Source organism: Cerasibacillus sp. (assembly GCF_036516575.1).
Lineage (GTDB): Bacteria > Bacillota > Bacilli > Bacillales > Amphibacillaceae > Cerasibacillus.
Genome location: NZ_DATBTY010000073.1, coordinates 1 through 21,489 on the forward strand (window position 1 = coordinate 1; position 21,489 = coordinate 21,489).

At 37.4% G+C, this 21,489-nt stretch carries 16 protein-coding genes; 11 read left to right on the forward strand and 5 right to left on the reverse strand.

Annotation, left to right across the window (positions count from 1 at the left end; translation table 11 throughout):
• Positions 1-761: 761 nt before the first annotated feature.
• The 6 genes from glpK to VIG73_RS12050 all read left to right on the forward strand — a co-directional run bounded on the left by glpK (position 762) and on the right by VIG73_RS12050 (position 7,963).
• A complete protein-coding gene (glpK, locus tag VIG73_RS12025) occupies positions 762-2,261 on the forward strand; it encodes a glycerol kinase GlpK (RefSeq protein ID WP_331642307.1) in 1,500 nt (499 codons plus the stop codon).
• Positions 2,262-2,436: 175 nt separating this feature from the next.
• Positions 2,437-3,471 (forward strand): fatty acid desaturase, encoded by a 1,035-nt coding sequence (locus tag VIG73_RS12030; RefSeq protein ID WP_331642309.1) that lies wholly within the window; start codon positions 2,437-2,439, stop codon positions 3,469-3,471.
• A 99-nt stretch (positions 3,472-3,570) separates the two neighbouring features.
• On the forward strand, positions 3,571-4,704 hold the full coding sequence (locus VIG73_RS12035; RefSeq protein ID WP_331642311.1) for a sensor histidine kinase: 1,134 nt from the start codon (positions 3,571-3,573) through the stop codon (positions 4,702-4,704).
• A 19-nt stretch (positions 4,705-4,723) separates the two neighbouring features.
• Positions 4,724-5,332 (forward strand): response regulator transcription factor, encoded by a 609-nt coding sequence (locus tag VIG73_RS12040; protein WP_331642313.1) that lies wholly within the window; start codon positions 4,724-4,726, stop codon positions 5,330-5,332.
• Positions 5,333-5,353: 21 nt separating this feature from the next.
• Positions 5,354-6,301, forward strand: coding sequence for a threonine/serine dehydratase (locus VIG73_RS12045; protein ID WP_331642315.1), 948 nt, complete (start codon positions 5,354-5,356; stop codon positions 6,299-6,301).
• A gap of 210 nt (positions 6,302-6,511) precedes the next feature.
• On the forward strand, positions 6,512-7,963 hold the full coding sequence (locus VIG73_RS12050) for a carbon starvation CstA family protein (RefSeq protein ID WP_331642317.1): 1,452 nt from the start codon (positions 6,512-6,514) through the stop codon (positions 7,961-7,963).
• Positions 7,964-8,362: 399 nt separating this feature from the next.
• On the opposite strand, the gene VIG73_RS12055 is transcribed toward VIG73_RS12050, so the two are convergent.
• The 3 genes from VIG73_RS12055 to VIG73_RS12065 form a co-directional block, all read right to left on the reverse strand.
• Positions 8,363-10,060, reverse strand: a complete 1,698-nt coding sequence (locus VIG73_RS12055) for a M3 family oligoendopeptidase (protein ID WP_331642319.1) — start codon at positions 10,058-10,060, stop codon at positions 8,363-8,365.
• Positions 10,061-10,185: 125 nt separating this feature from the next.
• Positions 10,186-11,880 carry a methyl-accepting chemotaxis protein gene (locus VIG73_RS12060; RefSeq protein ID WP_331642321.1) on the reverse strand — a complete coding sequence of 565 codons (1,695 nt, stop codon included), beginning with the start codon at positions 11,878-11,880 and terminating at the stop codon, positions 10,186-10,188.
• 393 nt (positions 11,881-12,273) lie between these two features.
• Positions 12,274-13,479, reverse strand: coding sequence for a dicarboxylate/amino acid:cation symporter (locus tag VIG73_RS12065; protein WP_331642323.1), 1,206 nt, complete (start codon positions 13,477-13,479; stop codon positions 12,274-12,276).
• 256 nt (positions 13,480-13,735) lie between these two features.
• Between VIG73_RS12065 and VIG73_RS12070 the strand changes: the two genes are divergently transcribed.
• From VIG73_RS12070 to VIG73_RS12085, 4 genes are all read left to right on the forward strand, one after another.
• The gene (locus VIG73_RS12070) at positions 13,736-14,026 is read left to right on the forward strand and encodes a hypothetical protein (RefSeq protein WP_331642325.1); all 291 of its coding nucleotides are present in this window, start codon (positions 13,736-13,738) and stop codon (positions 14,024-14,026) included.
• 135 nt (positions 14,027-14,161) lie between these two features.
• Positions 14,162-15,055, forward strand: coding sequence for an AEC family transporter (locus VIG73_RS12075; RefSeq protein WP_331642327.1), 894 nt, complete (start codon positions 14,162-14,164; stop codon positions 15,053-15,055).
• Between the two features lie 16 nt (positions 15,056-15,071).
• Entirely contained in the window at positions 15,072-15,863 is a 792-nt protein-coding gene (locus VIG73_RS12080) for an SDR family oxidoreductase (protein ID WP_331642329.1), read from the forward strand.
• 178 nt (positions 15,864-16,041) lie between these two features.
• A complete protein-coding gene (locus tag VIG73_RS12085; protein ID WP_331642331.1) occupies positions 16,042-16,485 on the forward strand; it encodes a hypothetical protein in 444 nt (147 codons plus the stop codon).
• A 39-nt stretch (positions 16,486-16,524) separates the two neighbouring features.
• Here VIG73_RS12085 and ytaF read toward each other — a convergent pair whose 3' ends face one another.
• Together ytaF and VIG73_RS12095 are read right to left on the reverse strand one after the other, a co-directional pair.
• Positions 16,525-17,154 (reverse strand): sporulation membrane protein YtaF, encoded by a 630-nt coding sequence (gene ytaF / locus VIG73_RS12090; protein ID WP_331642333.1) that lies wholly within the window; start codon positions 17,152-17,154, stop codon positions 16,525-16,527.
• A gap of 644 nt (positions 17,155-17,798) precedes the next feature.
• A complete protein-coding gene (locus VIG73_RS12095; protein ID WP_331642335.1) occupies positions 17,799-18,749 on the reverse strand; it encodes a nuclease-related domain-containing protein in 951 nt (316 codons plus the stop codon).
• Between the two features lie 454 nt (positions 18,750-19,203).
• Between VIG73_RS12095 and VIG73_RS12100 the strand changes: the two genes are divergently transcribed.
• Positions 19,204-21,378 carry a DNA topoisomerase III gene (locus tag VIG73_RS12100; protein ID WP_331642337.1) on the forward strand — a complete coding sequence of 725 codons (2,175 nt, stop codon included), beginning with the start codon at positions 19,204-19,206 and terminating at the stop codon, positions 21,376-21,378.
• Positions 21,379-21,489: the final 111 nt, after the last annotated feature.

Sequence of the window (21,489 nt, forward strand, 5' to 3'; positions counted from 1 at the left end):
TAAACAGATATGTTAAGTTAATAAGGACAATTTTGAAAAAGGTTATTAAAAAACATGTTAAGCTTTGATGTTTGAGAATATCCATCCATATGTCCCTAATGATTTCATTTGGGATGCTGGTGGCGTATATGATGTCTAATCATAACAATAAAAAATAATCCCTCATGTGCTTATAGCGAGGCTCTGAGGGATTATTTCTCTTAGCGCCACCCCTCTTGATGGGGTTCGGTCTATTGGGGACCGTTCCATGTTCCAGCATGGATCAATCTTTTATTATATTATGATTTTCTATATATAGTATACCTTAATATTATCATAAAATAAACATAAATGTTAGGTTAATAAGGACTATTTTGAAAAAAGGTTACCCCAAAAAAACATGTGGCGCCTTGATGTTTGAGAATGCACGGCCATGTGTTACAGATAATTTGATTTGGGATGCTGGTGGCGTATATGACATCCAATCATCACAATAAAAAATAACCCGTCATGTGCTTTTAGTTGGGCCTGTGGGATTATTTTCTCTTAGCGCCACCCCTCTTGATGAGGTTCGGTCTTTTATCATTTTCTAAATATTATATACCTTAGTTTTATTGAAAAATAAATACTGCTTGGTTCAGACTGCATTTCCTTTATAAAAGTCAATTATTAACTGCCCTTTAGCAACTAATGTAAACTTTGGTTGGTCGTACAGATGAATCGGCGTATAATAGAAAATAGGTTAATTCTAGATAGAACGAAAATCATTGGAGGGAGTATAGATGAGTGAACAATATATTTTAGCGTTGGATCAAGGGACGACGAGTTCGCGAGCGATTTTATTTGATCATCAGGGTGCTATCAAAGCGGTAGCTCAACAAGAATTCGAGCAAATTTTTCCACATCCTGGTTGGGTTGAACACGATGCGAATGAGATTTGGACATCGGTGTTAGCTTGTATGGCTGAGGCTTTACGGATAGCAGATATTGAAGCGAAACAAGTAGCAGCAATTGGTATTACGAATCAACGAGAGACAACAGTTGTCTGGGATAGACATACAGGAAAACCGATTTATCATGCGATTGTTTGGCAGTCAAGACAAACAGAACAAATTTGTCAGCAATTACGTGAAGAAGGCTATGAAGAAACGTTCCGCCAAAAGACGGGATTATTATTGGATCCGTATTTTTCCGGTACGAAAGCGAAGTGGATATTAGACCATGTTGATGGGGCTAGGGAAAAGGCTGAAAACGGTGACTTAATGTTTGGTACGATTGATACGTGGCTAGTTTACAAATTATCTGGTGGAAAAGCACATGTGACCGACTATTCGAATGCCTCTAGAACATTAATGTTTAATATTCATGATTTAACATGGGATGATGAACTACTTGAGATTTTGCAAGTACCTCAATCAATGCTTCCAGAAGTTCAAGCGTCTTCCGAAATATATGCAGAGACAATCGATTATCATTTCTTTGGTGAGAAAGTTCCGATTGCAGGGATTGCAGGTGATCAGCAAGCTGCTTTATTCGGGCAAGCTTGTTTTGAAAGTGGAATGGCGAAAAATACGTATGGAACTGGTTGTTTTATGCTTTTAAATACAGGTGAAAAAGCTGTCGCCTCAAAAAGTGGACTTTTAACAACGATCGCTTGGGGATTGGATGGAAAAGTCGAATACGCTTTAGAAGGTAGTATTTTCGTTGCTGGTTCAGCTGTACAATGGCTTAGAGATGGGATGCGCATGTTTAGAGAAGCGTCAGAAAGTGAAACATATGCGACACGTGTCGACTCGACTCAAGGCGTCTATGTTGTCCCAGCTTTTGTTGGGTTAGGAACACCATATTGGGACAGTGAAGCAAGAGGCGCTATGTTCGGATTAACACGAGGAACAACGAAGGAGCATGTTATTCGTGCGACATTAGAAGCAATCGCTTATCAGACGAAAGATGTTCTTGATGCGATGAAAGCTGATTCGGATATTGATTTAAAAGCGTTACGTGTTGATGGCGGTATGGTCCAAAATGATTTCTTGATGCAATTTCAAAGCGATATGCTCGGTGTCCGAGTAGACCGCCCCGTTGTTCAAGAGACGACTGCTCTTGGTGCTGCTTATTTAGCGGGACTTGCTGTTGGTTATTGGAAAGATAAAGCTGAAATTGGTGAGCAGTGGAAAGTCAATCATACCTTTGTTCCGAAAATGAGTGAAGATGAACGGGAACATTTATATAACGGTTGGGTTGAAGCAGTCAATGCGACTCGTAAATTTAAATATAAATAACATTTTTTAATTTGGTCGTGTTGGAATTTTCAATGCGACTTTTTTAACTCGAAATAACGTCTTGGGTATTCTGGGATATGACATTTGTCATATTAACTTCTGACATTTATGACTTATTTCATTCTGTTTTATTCCCTATACTAGGAGTAGAATCCGTTTAGGAGGAAGTCATAAGATGAAACATAAACAAAAACAAGCACAATTGAGAAAAAGTGTGCAACCTTTTACCAATGCAAATATGAAATCGAGTATTTTTCAATTGTTAAACACCGTTGTTCCGTTTTTTTTGCTTTGGTATTTAGCATATGAAAGTTTGGCGATTTCCTATTGGCTCACACTGCCGATATTAATTATTGCAGCTGGATTTTTGATCCGTACCTTTATTATTTTTCATGATTGTACCCATGGCTCGTTTTTCAATAGTAGTAAATGGAATCGAATCGTTGGGACGTTTACAGGAGTAATGACGCTTTTTGCTTTTGAAAAATGGAAGCGAAACCACGCGATCCACCATGCGACAAGTGGTAACCTGGATAAAATTGGAACTGGTGATGTCTGGATTATGACGGTCGATGAATATCTATCTGCATCACCATGGAAACGGATGGCATATCGTTTATATCGCAACCCGATTATTATGTTTGGGTTTGGCCCATTATATTTATATTTCATCTCAAACCGTTTTAATCGTAAAGGTGCGAATCGTCGTGAACGCCTCAATACGTATTTAATCAATGTATTAGTTGTGTTATTATATGCGACACTCATCTGGTTAATCGGTTGGCAAGCATTTTTAATGATTCAATTACCAATTATGTTTATTGCTGGAACATTAGGTATTTGGTTGTTTTATGTGCAACATCAATTTGAAGATTCTTATTTTGAAAATGAAGAAGAATGGGATTTTGTTAAGGCAGCTGTTGATGGAAGTTCATACTATAAACTTCCAAAAATTTTACAGTGGTTAACTGGAAATATTGGTTTTCACCATGTTCACCATCTTAGCCCTAGAGTGCCGAACTATCATTTAGAGAAGGCTCATGAAACGATTCCACCATTGCAAAAGGCAACAACAATTACGCTAAAGTCGAGCTTACAGGCGATTCGCTTTCGATTATACGATGAGAAAAACCGTTCATTTATCACATTTAAAGAACTGAAAGCGATGCAAAAAGGTATAGCGTTAAAATCAAGCTTGCAAGAAAAATAAACCTTCCTAATCGGGAGGTTTTTTCATTCGGTATGATATGTGCGTGATATACTGATACTATGATAATGTTCGTTAAAATAGGAGAAAGGGGAGAACCATATGGAAAATAAAAGGCAAAATTGGTATCATATCATCCCGAAAAACACGGGGTTAAGTGCTTATGTATGGGTTATTTTCTGTATCCTCCCGTTATATTTTGTTTTTAAAACAGCTTCAACAGCTGGGATTATTTTTGGAATAATGATGGTCGTTTTGTTTTTTACTGCTTATCGACTGTCATTTTTATCGAGTGGATGGACCGTACATGTTGCTCTAAGTGTGGAAATGGCAATAAGTATCATTATGACCATTTTACTAGGTTATGTTTACTTCTCTTTGTTTCTTGCGTTTTATATCGGAAACATTCAAGAAAAACGTCGCTTTATCACTTTTTATACTACCCATCTTGTCACGACCGTCATAGCCGTAGGGATTGGCTTTTTTATTCAAAGAGACATTCTCCTTTCACAATGGCCATTTATTATCTTCAGTATATTAGGTGTGATTCTTTTACCATTAAATATGTATAGCAGGAATAAACGTGAACGACTGGAAGAAGAACTAAAAGCAGCGCGTGAAAAGATTTCCCAACTGATGGTATTAGAAGAAAGACAGCGTATTGCAAGGGATTTACATGATACATTAGGACAAAAGCTTTCATTGATTGGTTTAAAAAGTGATTTGGCGAAACGTTTAATTACGAAAAAACCTGAGCAAGCGATAGAAGAAATAGCAGATGTCCAACAAACCGCACGCATTGCCTTAAAAGAAGTCCGTGAAATGGTATACAATATGAAGGGAGAAAAGCTTCAAGAAGAGCTCATTCGCGTAAAACAATTATTGAAAGCGGCACAAATTTCATGTGAAATTGAAGGGGATGTCACATTAACAAATACGCCATTACTTGTGGAAAACACGTTAGTAATGTGTTTAAAGGAAGCTATTACAAATGTCGTGAAACATAGTCAGGCGACGTCTTGTAAAATAAGGATTAACCATTCTCCGGAACAATGGTTGATGCGAGTTGAAGATGATGGTGTAGGTATTACGAAGAAAAATATATCGCTTAGAAATAATGGTATCCAAGGAATGCGCGAACGTTTAGAATTTGTTAACGGTAGTTTAAAAATTGCTTCAATACACGGAACCCAGTTAACGATTCAAATACCAAATGTTATTAAACAATCTGATTAATTACAGAGGGGGTCGTCATGTGATTCGTATTGTGATTGCTGAGGATCAAACGATGTTACTTGGTGCTCTAGCTGCATTACTGAATTTAGAAGAGGATATGGAAGTTGTCGGTCAGGCGAAAAATGGGGAAGAAGCACTTCGTTTAGTTAGACAATCTAAGCCGGATATTTGTATTATGGATATAGAAATGCCAGTCATGAGCGGGCTTGATGCCGCAGAACATTTGAAGGACGATTCTTGTAAAGTCATTATTTTGACGACATTTGCGCGTAGTGGATATTTTGAGCGTGCTAGAGATGCTGGAGTGAGTGGCTATTTACTAAAAGATAGTCCAAGTGAGGAGCTGGCTAATTCTATTCGAATTATTATGGATGGCAGAAAAATTTACGCCCCAGAGTTAATCGATTTAGCGTTTGATACAGGTAATCCGCTTACAGAACGAGAACAACAAGTGATTTATTTAATAGCTGAAGGGAAAAGTACGAAAGACATCGCAAATGAACTCCATTTAACCTATGGTACAGTAAGAAACTATGTATCTGTCATTTTGGATAAACTTGAAGTAAGTAATCGAATTGAAGCTGTCTCACATTATAAAGAAAAGGGCTGGTTTAAACAGTTGAAATGAAGAAAAGGGGGATTTTCAACGATGCTGACATTAGAACAAATTCAAGCAGCACGTGAGATGATTAAAGGAGACATACATCGAACACCGGTTATGACATCGGCGAAATTATCTGAAGCTTGTGGTAATCATGTGTTTTTAAAAGCGGAACATTTACAGAAAACCGGATCTTTTAAAATTCGCGGTGCAACAAATAAGGTAAAACATGCTGTAAAAGATGGGGCAACATGGGTAACAGCGGCATCTTCTGGTAATCACGGACAAGCCGTTGCCTACATTGCTCATCAGCTAGGCATTCCAGCAACGATTGTTGTACCAAAGGATGCTAATCGCAGTAAAGTAGCAGCGATTGAAGCTTATGGTGGCCGCGTTGAAAAATGTGGGTATACGTCAGGGGAGCGTATTCCTCGTGCCAAAGCTTTAGCGGAAGAAAAAGCGGGGGTATTTATTCCGCCGTATGATGATCCATTAATCATGGCTGGCCAAGGTACAATCGGTTTAGAGATTTTAGAACAGGTCGAAAACGTAGACCTTGTCGTTGTGCCTATTGGTGGTGGCGGTTTAATTTCTGGTATTTTAACAGCAATCAAAGAAACGAAGCCAAGCGTTAAAGTTATTGGTGTAGAGCCAGAGCTAGCTAAAGATACATATCTGTCATTAAAAAATGGCGAAATCACATCGATTGGTCAAACGTCAACAATTGCTGACGGTTTAAGAACGAGTCAACCAGGCGAATTAACTTTTCCGATTGTCCAAAAATATATTGATGACCTTGTACTCGTTAGCGAAGAAGAAATTCGTCAAGCGATGTTATTCGTCATGGAACGTATGAAACAAATAATTGAGCCATCAAGCGCTGTGACACTAGCAGCCGCAATGTTTGGGCATATTCAAGCGACAGACCAAAACATTGTGACCGTTATTTCTGGTGGTAATGTCGATGTAAGTCAATTACATGATATGATGTTTTGATTAGGGTAGTGGGTGACCATAAGTCTATTTTAGGGCTAGAGGGCGCCCTTTTTTATTATTATATATTGTATATAATTACCAACCAATATTTTATATTTGAAATATTCAACGATATCAACTAAAATAGTTGTAAGCGGATACAAGGGATAGGGCAGCGTTCTTTGGACATGTCCGTAAAGAGAATCATAAATCACAAAGGGGGGGAACATGGTGTACACATTTTTACTTGGAATCGTCTTACTTATCGTCGGTTATTTTACGTATGGTAAATTTGTGGAGAAAACATTTGGGGTCAATCAGTCTCGTAAAACACCCGCATACACAAGTCGAGATGATGTCGATTATTTACCGATGGGTTCTGGGAGAAACTCACTCATTCAGTTGTTAAATATTGCAGGTGTCGGACCTATTTTTGGACCGATTATGGGGGCACTGTATGGGCCAGTTGCGTTTTTATGGATCGTGTTTGGAGCTATTTTTGCCGGAGCGGTTCATGACTATTTAACAGGGATGATTTCTATTCGAAATCGCGGTGCTCATTTACCAGAGTTAGCAGGTAAATTTCTTGGTAAATTTATGAAGCATGTCGTCAATGCCTTTGCTATTTTACTTTTAGTCCTTGTTGCCACCGTTTTTGTTACAGCGCCAGCAGAACTATTGCATAATTTAATGAATGGCTGGGGTTCACTTGGTTTGATTATTGCAGCAATCTTTATTTATTATTTCCTAGCGACATTATTGCCGATTGATAAGATTATCGGACGGTTTTATCCTATTTTTGGTGCATTACTTATTATTAGTGCGCTAGGAGTTGGGATTGGATTGATTGTTACGAAAGCACCGATTCCAGAATTGACGTTAGCCAATTTGCACCCTGAGAAAGTACCTATTTTTCCGTTACTATTTTTAACGATTTCTTGTGGGGCATTGTCAGGATTTCACGCGACACAAACACCAATTATATCGAGAACAACACAGCACGAATCGCAAGGTCGAAGGATTTTTTACGGGATGATGATTGCAGAAGGTATTATTGCAATGATTTGGGCAGCTGCAGGGATGAGCATGTTTAACGGTTCGAGCGGGTTAAATGAATTATTAGCGGCTGGCGGACCAGCTGCGGTTGTCAGTGAAGCATCAACCTTAATGCTAGGAGCAGTCGGTGGTACACTAGCTATCTTAGGTGTCATTATTTTACCAGTCACATCTGGTGACACGGCATTCAGAAGTGCACGCATGATTATCGCTGATTATCTGAATATTTCACAGGAAAAAATTAAAAATCGTATTTGGATTGCTTTACCATTATTTGCGATTTCAATCGCTTTAACGCAAATTGATTTTACCCTTTTATGGCGTTATTTCTCATGGGCAAATCAATCAACAGCGGTCATCGCCCTTTTTGTCGGAGCTATGTATCTATATTTGGCCCGAAAAAATTACTGGATTTCATTAATTCCGGGTGTATTCATGCTGATGGCGACAACGACTTATATTTTAAATGCGCCAATTGGATTCAGTATGCCACTCGATGTATCCTATTTATTAGCGACGATTATTTCAATTGTTCTTGTGGCACTATTTTTCTATTATGCCCGAAGGAAACGCGGTGAAAATATTCCACTAGAAGAGCAAGTTGCTAGTTGGCAAGATGCAGTTTAAACGATGCTGAATTATTAAAATATGATGGAAGCGGAAAAGTCGTAAATGACTTTTCCGCTTGTTTACTTTTGTACGCATTTATATAGCTGTTACTGGTGTTGGACCATGTTTGCCACTCCAATGTTACACAAGACCGTGTTCCTAGAGCGCATATTATTCCTTTTATTTCCCCAATGCCCTGTAAGTCTTCGCTCACATTTCACATTGGGGACTTCAATGCTCTCCAAGTCCTTTCTCTCTTCTCGAGTTATATCACATTAGGATTTCAACTATTCTATACATCTTCACTACTATCCCAATTTATATCACATCGACTGCTACAGTTGGCCAGCTCCCTAATAAAAAATAGCACAAACTGTGTTATCAGTTTGTGCTATTTCTATTACATTTTTTCATCAATTACAGTTTATCATCTTCAACACGATCTAACCAAGCTTCAATCGATTGAACAACAGATTCAACTGTTCCTTCTTCAAATGGGGAGTCAAGACCTGCTGCTTCGACGAGACCAAGAAACGGTTTAGATCCGCCTAGTTGACATAGGTTAAGATAATTTTTCCACGCTTCTTCATGGTTTTCACGTGATTTCTTCCAAAATTGGAATGCGCAGATTTGTGCTAATGTATAATCGATATAATAGAATGGTATTTGGTAAATATGGGCTTGACGTTGCCATAAGCCACCCGCTTCAAGATAAGGTTGACCATCATAGTCACGGTGTGGGAAGTATTTCTCTTCTAATCTCTTCCAAGCAGCTTTTCTTTCCACAGGTGTCCAATCCGGATTTTCATAGACAAGATGCTGGAATTCATCGACAGCAACACCATAAGGGAGGAAAATTAAGCCACCCGCTAGATGCGAGAATTGATACTTTTCGGTATCCTCTTTGAAAAACAGTTCCATCCATGGCCATGTGAAAAATTCCATACTCATGGAATGAATTTCAGCCGATTCACTTGTTGGCATTAAGTATTCTGGAACACCTAAGTCGCGACTAGAATAAAACTGGAAGGCGTGCCCAGCTTCATGTGTTAATACATCAATATCATCTGATGTTCCATTAAAGTTTGAGAAAATAAATGGTGCGTTATGATCAGCGATAAACGTACAATATCCGCCTGCTTCTTTCCCTTTTTTAGCGACTAAATCCATCAATTCACGTTCAAGCATAAAATTAAAGAATTCTGCTGTTTCAGGAGAAAGTTCTTCATACATTTTCTTTCCGTTGTCAATAATCCATTCAGGCGATCCTTTTGGTGTTGCATTACCCGTTTTGAAATGATAACTTTCATCATAAAATTTAAAATCGGATACACCAATTCGTTTCGCTTGTCGTTCATATAACTTTGTAACAAGTGGCACGACGACTTCTTCAACTTGCTTACGAAAACGGGCGACCATTTCTTGATTATAATCAATTCGTGACATACGAACATAACCAAGTTCAACGAAATTTTTGTAGCCAAGCTTCTTAGCGATTTTATGACGTAATTTAACGAGCTTGTCATAGATTGAATCGAATTCATCACTATGCTTTTCAAAAAAACTCGTTCTAGCATCGAGTGCTTTTTTACGAACTGTACGGTCTTCATGTTGTAAAAATGGTCCAAGTTGAGCTAATGTATAAATTTCTCCTTGGAATTCGATTTGGGCAGAAGCGACTAGCTTAGAATACTCGGATACTAATTTATTTTCTTCTTGCAATAATGGAATAATTTCCGGTGAAAAAGATTTCAATTCATATTCTGCTAGCTTAAATAATTGTGTGCCCCACTTTTCTTCTAATTGTTCCCGGTAAGGTGATTCTAATAATTCTTTATAGAATAACGTATCCCATTCTTGGATTTCTGGCGAAAAAGTATCCCAAAAATCACGTTCTTCCTTATAAAATTCATCATTTGTATCAATTGATGCTCTGACAAATGCGAGATTACTTAGTGTAGATAGTCGATTGCGGTATTTATTAATCGCTTCAACTGCCTTCATTTGTTCCTCAACCGAGGTTGCCTCTTTAAACGCTTGAATTAATTGTAATGCTTGTTCCTTTTCGGCTTTAACATCTGGACGTTCATAAGCATAATCTGAAAACTTTAACATAAAATTCCCCCTTATGTATTATTTTTATTCGCTATTAATTTGTAAAATCCTGCAAAAAAAAGATATAGGAAGGATAGAACTACTTCTTCCTATATCTATATTATACCGAAAACTAAGTGAATCGACTATATTTTAAATTGTCGGACGAGATCATTCAATTGTTCAGCGAGTTTTGCAAGCTGAGAAGCACTACCAGCGACTTCTTCCATTGAACTGGCAACTTCCTCGGATGATGCAGATGTTTGTTCAACTCCAGCTGCGGACTGTTCAGAGATGGATGCCACTTCCTCAATTGATGTGTTCATCTCTTGAGTTCGTGATGCAAAGTTTGCTAATGTGTCTGAAATGATTTCAATGTTATCAGCGACATCTGTAATGGCATCATTGATTTGCTCAAACATCTGATGCGTATGTTGAATTTGTTTCGTCCCGTTTTCGACTTCTTTATAACTATCCTCTAGTGATTTCGTTACATTTTCTGACTCGATTTGGATATTGGAAGCAATCCCTGTAATATTAGAAATCGAATTTGCTACACCTTCAGCTAATTTTCGTACTTCGTCAGCTACAACAGCAAAACCTTTGCCATGTTCACCAGCACGTGCTGCTTCAATAGCAGCATTTAACGCAAGTAAATTCGTTTGTTCTGCAATGTCTTGTGTTACTGCGACAAGTTCTGTGATAGCTTTCGTCTGTGAATCAAGCCCTCTCATACGTTTTACGGCATCTTGAACGATTTGATCAATTTTTTGCATTTGGTCTGAAGAACCTTGCATTAATTCCGCACCCTCGTTTGTTAACTTTAGAACATGTGAACTTGCTGCCTTTATATCCGTACCTGTTTCATTCGCTGCTTTAGCTTGATCTGAAAACGTCTGCGTAAATGATGAAACATGGCTTGCGTGATTCGCTTGTTGTTCAACACCAGAAGCGAGTTCCTGCATTGTTGAGGAAATTTGTTCAGTCCCCACTTTAACTTCATCTGCTGCTTGCATTAATTCTTCACTTTGGGCACTCACTGTCTCAGAAACTTGATTCACTTCCTGCATCAGATTACGTAATTGACTATTCATGACATTTGTTGTTTCTGTTAGTTGCCCTGTTTCATCACGTGTTGTGATCGCTAAATCATTTTCTGTTAAATCACCATCTGCAATTAGTTTTAAGCGTTCCATAACCTTTTGAACAGGGTTTGCAATAAGCCTAGAAACATATGATGCGATTAAAAATCCAACAATAAGCGTGACGATAAACGTGATGGTCATATAAATAAAGGAATTCTGTCCTTGTTTCATATTAGCTTGTCCATCAGTAATGATATTTTCATTTGATGTTTTAGAAAAGCTTTCTAAATGCTCCATGATATCACGAGCGAGTTCTGTTGGTTCTCCCGCTAAAAAATCGACGGCTTCATCTTTTTTTCCTTCATCATGTAGAAGAAATGCTTGGTTCGCATGATCAAGCCACTGTTTTTCCAATTGAAATAACTCTTCTAAGTCCTGATTCGAAAACTCAGCACGTAATTTTTGTTCAATTTCCATTACTTCTTGTGTGTAGTCATTAAAAAGCGTTCGATATGATTCATCACCATACAGTAAAAAACCTCTTAAAAATCCAAGACGCTGAGCGACATTATAAGACATGTCATGACTTGCGATGAGGGATGGAAGATGTCTGTCTACCATATCCTCTGTTTCTTTGTTCATCTTGTTAATAGTTGTTAAATTAATGATTCCAAGAATAACGATTAATACGAGAATAATTGAAAAAGCTAATAAAATTTTAGAACGTATTTTTTTGAAATTAAATAATCCCTTCATTAGTTGCCACCTCGTTCTATATATTCCAAAAGAAGTTGACTCATTGAAACTGAATGTTTTTTTAAGATAAAACTCCTTTTAGTGAGAAAAGGATAAAATAACTACTGTATGTTATATCGGTACTAACAAAGTGGAACTAAAGGCCTATTTTAACGAGAATGTATCTATTTTGTGAACGGAGAGAAATTTAACACTACACGTGGAGCCGCACGTGTATACTATTGGAGCATCAATTGTGATACTAAAGCTCAGCCCTTTGTGCGAGACATTTATATGATTAAAACACTCACAACATTTAACGGAAAAAACAAGTGGAGAAATAGTCGCCTACTTCTCCACTTGCTTCATTTTTAAAGCCATTTACACGTTCCAATTTAATCATAATTTACGGTATTATGATGTAGTTGATTCAGCCCATTTTCTTTCTGATTCTTCTATAACGACACTTGCCGAAGCATCACCAACAATATTAATCATTGTACGAATCATATCTAGAATCCGATCAATTCCAGCAATTAATGCAATCCCTTCTAATGGCAAATTGACAGCAGCAAGAACCATTGTTAGCATAATCATACCTGCACCTGGAACGCCCGCTGTACCAATTGAAGCAAGTGTGGCGATAAGAGCGACAGTTAATAATTGAGTGAGGGTAAGTTCTGTATTAAAGTATTGAGCAATGAACATGACAGCGACACCTTGATAAATGGCTGTTCCATCCATGTTAATTGTGGCACCGAGTGGGAGAATAAAACTGCATGTTTCTTTGGATACACCAAGATTTTCTTCGGTATTCTTCATTGTGACAGGAAGTGTTCCAGAGCTACTGCATGTACTAAATGCGACTGAAGCGGCCGGAAAAATACCTTTAAAGAAATGAAGTGGACTCATTTTTCCGAGCGATTTGACGGCAATAGCGTAAATAATAAAGATATGAATAAGACTGGCGATTAACATCGCAGCAATTAATTTAATGAGAGGTAATAAAACGGATAATCCATAAGTTCCAACAACAGGTGCAAGTAACCCGAATACACCAAAGGGAACAAGAGTCATCACAATGCCTGTGATCCGATACATAATTTCGGCAAAGCCATCAAAAAAGTTTTGAACAGGTGCAGCTTTTTCACCGATTAAGGCAATCCCTATTCCAATAAAAATCGCAAAGAAGATAATTTGTAAGATGTCTCCATTAGCGAGTGATTCAAGTGGGTTTGTTGGAATGATGTTTAAGATTGTTTGTAGAATCCCATCGGTTTCAGCTGCTTCAACATTCGTATCAGGAGATTTAATATCTGTACCACTTCCAGGTGAAAAGATGATGCCAGAAAGAATACCAATCGATATCGCGATAAAACTGGTAATTAAATAATAGGAAATCGTTTTTCCACCCAAACGACCCAACTTTTTTAAGTCATTCGTACTGGACATTCCGACGATGATAGTCGTTAAAATAAGTGGGACAATTATAAACTTAATGAGTCTTAAAAAGAGATCCCCAAGCGGTTCGACATAGGCAGCCTTTTCTCTGAATAGAAGCCCGACGATAAGTGCCAAAATAAAGGCGCCAATAATTTGCCAAATAAAACTTTTTTTCATGAAAAATCCTCCTTTCAAAATAATGTTGCTTATATTTTTTTCTTCTTCTCAGTGTCCAGCTCCCCCTTTCGTTTCTCAATATCTATTAAAAGATGCTTGGTTTAAATGTATTCATTAAAAAATGAAATCATTCCAGGTTAACCTAAAAAGCACCTTTCCACTATGTAAATAGTGTTTTGATTGACTTTTATTGATGGAAAGGCTAAAATAATGTAATTGAGAAGGTCTATTACATATGATTATATGAGGTGATTTGATGGTACAATCAGTGCTATTAATTGGTGCTGTCATGACTATAGTCTTGGTCTTACTTGGAGTCGGCCTATTAAAAGCGTCATCACGTGCTAAATACCTTCCATATTATCCAGGAATGGTTATTTTCGCGTCTGGTGTCATTTTAGCAACGATCCCAACGATTGTAGGAAAAGTGACAATTTTAGGAGCAGGCCTTGGTGGCTGGGGCATTGCATTTATGTTCTCTTCATCAATTGGCTTTATTCTAACATCTATTATTGATGCTTATAAAAGTGCAGAAGCAGCAGCATAATGAACGAAAAAAGAGCGATTTAACGCTCTTTTTTATTTTTGGTAAAAATCATGTCAATTAACTGAACAGTAATCATTTTTACAAAAATATGGTAAGCTAAATAATATGTAGAGAAAAAATTTGGGAGCTGTCATCATGGATGTGTTTTTTAGTGCTGTTTTGCCGACGACAATCGTGTTTTTAATTGGCTATGTATTACAACGGATCCGATTTTTAGATGTCAAATCGATATCGACAATGGCGATATACATCTTTCTCCCAGCCCTTGTTTTTAAAAATTTGTACGAATCGACATTTGATCAGCAATTTATGACTTTATTTCTGTTTGCTCTTTTTTTATTAATCGTTTTAATTACTTTAAACAAAATTCTCGCTACATTATTCGGCTGGTCAAAAGCGACAGAGAGTGCTTCGATGTTAGCATCTGTCTTCATGAATGCTGGAAATTATGGTGCACCGATTATTTATTTTGGCCTCGGGGAAGAAGCTTTCCCTTATGCGATCTTTTTTATGGTTGTTCAATCTCTATTAATGAATTCATTCGGTGTCTATTATGCATCACGGGGGAAACGTTCGATTGGACAAGCTGTATTAACGATTTTTAAAATGCCAGCAACTTATGCAGCGATTTTTGCATTTTTATTTCAAAAAGGCCAAATTGAGCTTTCTGATACGACATACTCAATGATTAGCCTTTTAGCTGACGGTTCGATACCAGTGATGATGGTTGTTCTAGGCATGCAATTGGCATCCATTAAAGGACTAGAGATGAACTGGCAAGTCGTGTCCACATCCGTTTTGCTTAAGATGATTGTTTCTCCGACTTTAGCTTTCTTATTTGTACATATTTTTTCAGTAGAGCCTCTACTTGGATCTGTGATGATTATTATCTCAGCCATGCCGACAGCGGTAACAACGACACTGTTTGCTGTGGAGTTTGATGCGGAACCGAATCTTGTTTCAACGATTACACTCATAACAACGATCATGAGTGTTGTGACGCTAACTGTTTTATTAAACCTATTATAGAGTGGAGGGTGTTTTAATGGATTTAAAATTAAAAGGGAAATCAGTCATTGTAACAGCTGCAAGTAAAGGATTGGGAAAAGCAGTGGCGATGGAATTTGCCAAGAATGGGGCAAATGTGTTAATCAGTAGCCGTGATGAAGAAGCATTAAAAAAGACGAAAGCAGAGATAATCCAGAATAGTGGTCAAAAATCGGTGGATTATATCGTCTGTGATATGAAGAATCCAGAACAAATTAAACAGATGGTACAACAAGCTGTCACATTATATGGAACGGTTGATGTGTTAATTAATAATGCAGGTGGTCCACCAGCAGGATTGTTTGAAGAGATGACAGATGACGATTGGTACCACGCGTTTGAGCTGAATTTATTAAGCTTTGTACGGACGATTCGTGAAGTGCTACCATTTATGAAAAAACAACAGAGTGGGCGAATTGTTAACTTAAGTTCTTCATCGATAAAAGAAAGCATTGACCAGTTACTTTTATCGAATACAATGCGACCGGGTGTCTTAGGGTTAACGAAGAGTCTTTCACAGGAATTTGGTCCTCATCAAATTCTCATTAATACTGTTGGTCCGGGAACAATTATGACAGATCGCATTATAGAGTTGAATGAAATGAATGCTGAAAGTCGTGGGGTTCCAGTTGAGCAAGTTATTAAAGAAAAAGAATCGGCCATTCCTTTTCAACGATTTGGTAAGCCAGAGGAATTTGCGAAGGCCGTTGTTTTTCTAGCCTCTGGTGCTAACACATATATTACCGGTCAATCATTAATTGTCGATGGTGGTATGGTTAAAGGGTTATAAGGTTTTTTATCACAAATATGTCATGAATAACCGGAAATACTAACCCGTACTTGCTCGAGAACAGTTTCAAGCTACATTCTCGTCTTGTAAGTTGGATAAATCGGTGGCACTTTCCCCTTAACTATGGTACAAATAGTAAGGAAAGACAACGATAGAAGCTCTTGAGGAAGGGGATTATATGAAGCGGGTATTTGCTTTATGTAGTATTTTTTTCATTATTTTTCTAACAGCTTGTACTGGGACAGATCCAGATGAGGCACTCGTTGAATTAGAAGTTGAGCGTATCAAGCAAACGAGTTTAGCACCTTATTTAGGTACGATTAGTTTTGATATGAAAGATACGCGACGTGAAGGGGATTATTACTATTTGAATTATACGATTATGGCTAATGCTAAAGATGAATTCGCTGAGTTAAGTCTTGGAGAAATTAATGATTTGATGAAAACATCATTAAATGAAATGGGTTATGAATCATTTGATTGCGGGGCCAAACGAGCTAAATGTACAATTTATAATATTGTCGTAAATGTTGGGGGAAATAAATACGATATTGGGCAGTTCGATAAAACAGTAAAAATGAACGGTAATCCGTATGAAGAAGAAATAGCGGATGATAAATGAAAAAAGAGTGGCGATGTAGTGCAACATGCCACTCTTTTCTTATAATAAAATATTTGTTAACCCAATTGTAATTAAAAGAATAGCTGGTAAAAAAGATAGCTGTTGGAAATATTGTTTTTTTATGAGTATATACCCCATATAAATTCCGAATATGAGAAAGAGTCCACTCATCATTGCAATTAAGCATGCTGTTATCAGAGGCGGGTAATTTAACATAGCTGCACCGATTCCTGCACCAAAGGCATCCATTGCTAAAGCAAAGCCAAGTAATAGAGCTTCTCCAGATGATATATTGCCAGATTGGTCGAGGTCGGCTCTTTCTGGTGTAGTTAGCACCGTTTTAACATCGTGGAGCGTCCCTTTTGCTGCTGTTGACGAAGTTTTAAGTTGTTGTTCTTTTTTTGAACGGAGGATTTGGAATAGAGAAAAAAGTCCTAACCCGATTAAAATACTTCCTCCTAGCATCTCCGTATGTTGAGTCGTTATGATTCGGTTCAAGAAGTCACCAATCATCATTGCGACGAATACGGTTACTCCAGAGCAACACATAATAATAAATATAGCTATTAATGGTACTTTTGTTTGGCGCATGCCATACGTCATGCCGACTCCAAATCCATCGATACTTACTGCGATGATTAAGAACAAAAAACCCATAATATATAGCATATAACCAATCCTTTTATTTCAAATTTACAGTCACACCATATTTGAAACATACGCTGTGTCATGATTAAGCTAATCGTAGGTTATAACTAGTAACATACGCTAGAAATTATATGGTGTGACAGTTTTCAGGAAATAAATTTGAGTTTGGGCTGGAATTTGCTGTCACGAAGGAGTTTGATCGATATACCTATAGTGTATGGTGGAATGTCATACTGGGTATGGGCAAGATGGAAAAATTGTGGGGACAAGTTTTTTGATTGTGCTTCAATGTTAAGTAAGTCTGTTATCGGGGGTGAAGTTACTTCGGATTGAGCGCATCAATGCTAGGTAAGTCTGTTATCTCGGTTGAAGTTACTTCGCATTGAGCACTTCAATGTTAAGTAAGTCTGCCATCGTGGTTGAAGTTACTTCGCATTGAGCACTTCAATGTTAAGTAAGTCTGTCATCTCGGTTGAAGTTACTTCGGATTGAGCGCATCAATGTTAAGTAAGTCTGTTATCGTGGTTGAAGTTACTTCGGATTAAGCACTTCAATTTTAAGTAAGTCAGCCATCGTGGTTGAAGTTACTTCGCAGAAAAAAAGACGTCTGGAACACGACATGGTGTTTGACGCCTAAAATTTATCTAATAGTTTGATTGTGAGTATCACAGTATTCTTAACTTATCCTGTTGATTAACAAATTCATAATGCGTATAACGCCCTTTGTAGATTTGTTTTAAATGATTCGAAAGAACCTGTCTAATCGTGAACTTAGAAAGATCTAATTCACACCAATCAAAGATAATACTTGTTGTAATTTTTTTATTGGGAAATAAGAGCTTGAACTCGCATGTACTTCTTAAAATCGCGCTTTGAATATTTTCGATATGACCGCAATTTTCACATTTAACATGTTGTTTGTTATAGCGAATTAAAAAAGTGTAACACTTCGGACAAGTCATACCTTTTCTTAATTGATGATAGTCATATTCAGGAAAGTTTTCATACGAAGAATCTTTGATATTCGAAGCAACCAAATCTCTAGCTATGTCAGTATGGTATTTATGGGGATTTGCAGGTGTATTATTTAAATTCTTAATGAAACGTTTTAATTGATTTGGAAGTATGATAGGGAGTTTAAGTGGAAGCTGATATAAAGTAAATTCCTGATTGATAAAAACGAGATATGGTCTTACTTGGAGATTGTATCCTAGTTTTTGTAATAACTGGCGTAATAAATAATTGCTTTTCTTTAATTGTAATAATGGGTTACTAATCTCTTTTCTTGTTCCTGCTATATACCAGTCCCCATTTTCAATATAAAATTCACCATCATAATTTTTTACTTCAAATTGGAAAATGGTCTTATTGCGGACGAGGACATTATCAATTTGAAAAACAGAATTGTTAATCTCAAGAAGTAAATCGCTGAGGATAATCCCTGAAGAAGATAAATGTTTTTTTAGTAGAGTGTAAAATTGCTTTTCACCATTGTAACCTTTCATAAGATTGTTATAGGTTTGTTTTTCTTTGTAAGAAAATTTTTTGCGTGGAGATAGTAATTGGAGAATTTGGAGTTCCTTTGGCTTAATAGGCTTTCGATGCTCATGAAACACTGTATCAACCCTCTCTTGAATTTTTAATAGACTTTATTACATAAATACTATGACATATCTTAGTGCAAATCAAGTTATTTTAGGTGAATAAGTTAAAGATGATAATTTATGTAAAATTCTGCAATGATGATAATCTAAATGTAGTTTTTTGAAAGGTTGTAGGAAGTAATCTAATAGAAACAATGAACATGCTTATGAATTTTTATCGTAATTGGTTTTCCAATGATTTACAAGTCCTCAATCGAGACAAGAGTAAGCTCGTATTAAGTGCATCAATATTAAGTAAGTCCGTTGTCGTGGGTGAAGTTGCCTCGGATTGAGCACTTCAATGATAAGTCCATCCCAAAGATCGGAGTTATCCACACTAGGCGCTTCCACTAATAACTTATAGAATCGATTATCATCCTTCATTTATGATAAACTAAGGAGAGCAACTTAAAGAGAGGATTTTTTTATGAGTAAAACAGTTGTGTTGGCGGAGAAGCCATCAGTCGGACGAGATATTGCCCGTGTCCTTAAGTGCCATAAGAAAGGAAATGGCTTTTTCGAAGGGAAAAAGTATATTGTTACATGGGCATTAGGGCACCTCGTTACACTGGCCCAGCCTGAAGTTTATGATAAAAAGTATAAAACATGGAAGTTAGAAGAGCTTCCGATGCTTCCTGATAAAATGAAATTAATTGTCATTCGACAAACAGGAAAACAATTCAATACGGTGAAGACGCAGCTTAATCGTAAAGATGTCAATGAGATTGTCATTGCCACAGACGCAGGGCGGGAAGGTGAACTCGTGGCTCGCTGGATTATTGAAAAAGCGCGCGTCCAAAAACCTATCAAAAGATTGTGGATCTCATCGGTTACTGATAAGGCGATTCGCGATGGATTCAACAACTTAAAACCAGGAAAAAAGTATGAAGATTTATTTGCATCAGCTGTGGCACGTTCTGAAGCGGATTGGTATGTTGGTTTAAACGCGACAAGAGCATTAACAACAAAATTCAATGCCCAGCTATCGAGTGGTCGAGTACAGACGCCGACTTTGGCGATGGTGGCGATGCGCGAGGAAACAATTCGCTCATTCAAGCCGCAAATATTTTATGAAATTAAGGCTGAAACAGGGCGTACAGTGACATGGACATGGCAAAATAAACAAAAGCAAACGCGAATTTTTTCAAAAGAAAAAGCAGAAAGCACCGTCCAAAAGTTAAAGAACAAGCCATTAATCGTTACGGATGTAAATAAAAAACACCGAAAAAAATATGCACCTCAATTATATGATTTAACCGAATTACAACGTGATGCGAACCGGATTTTTAATTTTTCAGGGAAAGAAACATTGTCCATTATGCAGCGCTTATATGAACGGCATAAAGTGCTCACATATCCACGAACCGATTCACGTTATCTATCAACAGATATTGTTCCGACATTAAATGAAAGACTAGATGCCTGTGGGATTGATCAATATGCATCAACAGCTAGTCGATTAAAAAGAAAAAAATGGACATTACCGAAATCAGTTGTTGATAATACGAAAGTAACTGACCATCACGCGATTATTCCAACAGAAGAGCCGGTGATTTTAGAGGACTTAGATGCGAAAGAACGTAAAATTTATGACCTCGTTATTAAACGTTTCTTAGCTGTCTTGTCCGAACCATATGAATATGAACAATTAACGCTAACAGGACAAATTGATGGTGAAATCTTTATTGCGCGAGGGAATTTTGTTAAAAAACATGGATGGAAGTCATTATATGATCGTTCGTATGATGAAGATGCTGAAGAAGAAAAGCCGATTCCAATGATGAAAAAAGGTGACCGTGTTGAGCATATGACCATTCGGATGGATAAAGGAGAAACGAAGCCACCAGAGCGCTTTACAGAAGGAACTTTACTGAAAGCAATGGAAAATCCGGCGCGTTTTATGGATGAAGAGGACAAGCATCTCGCAAAAACATTACACGAAACAGGTGGTCTTGGAACAGTTGCGACAAGAGCGGATATCATCGATAAATTGTTCAACAGTGCGTTAATGGAAATGCGTGGAAAATATATACATTTAACATCAAAAGGAAAGCAACTTCTTGAGCTTGTTCCAGAAGATTTACGTTCACCAGCATTGACCGCTGAATGGGAAAAGAAATTAAATCAAATTGCTAAAGGAATACTACCTAAACAGGCGTTTATTTCAGAAATTAAATCATATACGAAAGAGATTGTCCATGAAATTAAAACGAGCGATGCGACATTTAAGCACGATAATATTACTGGTACTCAGTGCCCAGACTGTGGAAAGCTCATGTTAGAAATAAAAAACAAACACGGTCGGATGCTCGTCTGTCAGGACCGTTCATGTGGCCAGCGAAAAAATATCGCGAAAACGACGAATGCGCGTTGTCCAAATTGCCACAAACGAATGGAACTACGTGGTGAAGGTGAAGGGCAAACTTTTTATTGCCGTTGTGGCCATCGTGAAAAGCTTTCAACTTTTAATAAACGGCGTCAACATGCGAAAAAACATCATGTCTCCCGTAAAGAAGTCAATCGCTATTTAAAGAAACAGGATGAAGGATTTAAAAATAATCCATTTGCTGAGGCATTAGCGAAATTAAAAAAGAATGACTAAAACCGACATTATATTACAATAGCCGTTGCAAGCTAATTGCTTGCAGCGGCTATGTCGTGTATCATTATAAAGTGTAGGAACAAACTTCGAAATTAGGGAGGTATAATATAG

What these genes read in the sequence shown, in the direction of transcription:
- glpK (WP_331642307.1), top strand. Translation starts at nt 762, where the DNA reads ATGAGTGAACAATATATTTTAGCGTTGGATCAAGGGACGACGAGTTCG.
- VIG73_RS12030 (WP_331642309.1), top strand. Translation starts at nt 2,437, where the DNA reads ATGAAACATAAACAAAAACAAGCACAATTGAGAAAAAGTGTGCAACCT.
- VIG73_RS12035 (WP_331642311.1), top strand. Translation starts at nt 3,571, where the DNA reads ATGGAAAATAAAAGGCAAAATTGGTATCATATCATCCCGAAAAACACG.
- VIG73_RS12045 (WP_331642315.1), top strand. Translation starts at nt 5,354, where the DNA reads ATGCTGACATTAGAACAAATTCAAGCAGCACGTGAGATGATTAAAGGA.
- VIG73_RS12055 (WP_331642319.1), bottom strand. Translation starts at nt 10,060, where the DNA reads ATGTTAAAGTTTTCAGATTATGCTTATGAACGTCCAGATGTTAAAGCC.
- VIG73_RS12060 (WP_331642321.1), bottom strand. Translation starts at nt 11,880, where the DNA reads ATGAAGGGATTATTTAATTTCAAAAAAATACGTTCTAAAATTTTATTA.
- VIG73_RS12065 (WP_331642323.1), bottom strand. Translation starts at nt 13,479, where the DNA reads ATGAAAAAAAGTTTTATTTGGCAAATTATTGGCGCCTTTATTTTGGCA.
- VIG73_RS12070 (WP_331642325.1), top strand. Translation starts at nt 13,736, where the DNA reads ATGGTACAATCAGTGCTATTAATTGGTGCTGTCATGACTATAGTCTTG.
- VIG73_RS12075 (WP_331642327.1), top strand. Translation starts at nt 14,162, where the DNA reads ATGGATGTGTTTTTTAGTGCTGTTTTGCCGACGACAATCGTGTTTTTA.
- VIG73_RS12080 (WP_331642329.1), top strand. Translation starts at nt 15,072, where the DNA reads ATGGATTTAAAATTAAAAGGGAAATCAGTCATTGTAACAGCTGCAAGT.
- VIG73_RS12085 (WP_331642331.1), top strand. Translation starts at nt 16,042, where the DNA reads ATGAAGCGGGTATTTGCTTTATGTAGTATTTTTTTCATTATTTTTCTA.
- ytaF (WP_331642333.1), bottom strand. Translation starts at nt 17,154, where the DNA reads ATGCTATATATTATGGGTTTTTTGTTCTTAATCATCGCAGTAAGTATC.
- VIG73_RS12100 (WP_331642337.1), top strand. Translation starts at nt 19,204, where the DNA reads ATGAGTAAAACAGTTGTGTTGGCGGAGAAGCCATCAGTCGGACGAGAT.